The organism is Streptomyces sp. NTH33 (assembly GCF_003236365.1).
Lineage (GTDB): Bacteria > Actinomycetota > Actinomycetes > Streptomycetales > Streptomycetaceae > Streptomyces.
In genome coordinates, this window is sequence record NZ_POTZ01001158.1 from 1 (window position 1) to 404 (window position 404).

At 79.5% G+C, this 404-nt stretch carries 1 pseudogene; it reads left to right on the forward strand.

The features are described from left to right. Window positions 1-69: 69 nt before the first annotated feature. Window positions 70-404: pseudogene (locus tag C1I97_RS38970) on the forward strand (hypothetical protein); the annotation flags it as partial.

Below are 404 nucleotides of genomic sequence, written 5' to 3' on the forward strand. Positions count from 1 at the left end.
CCACGAGAGCGCATAACGTGCGTCCCTCACGGCGCACTGGGGGGCGCGAGCGCATCGGGGAGGACTGCGATGACGACGGACACGACCACCGTGCGACAGGACGACGCGGTCGACGTCGGTGCGCGGGTTCACCCGTGGGACCTCCGGGCGCGCGGGCGCCACCGCAGGCCCCGCCCCCGCAAGGTGCTGCTGGCCGCCGGAGGGCTCGCGGTGGCCGCCGGTGTGCTGAGCCTCGTCCGGCTGGCGCCTGATTACGGGGGCGGCGGCCCGGACCGCTCGGAGGCCGGGCCCCATGCGGACGCCGACAGCGGCGGGTCCGCCGGCACCTCCGCCACGGCCGGGGCCGGGGCGGCGGCCGCCGCCCCGGTGGCCGCTCCCTCGGCGGCCGTGCCCCTGGGCCTGTC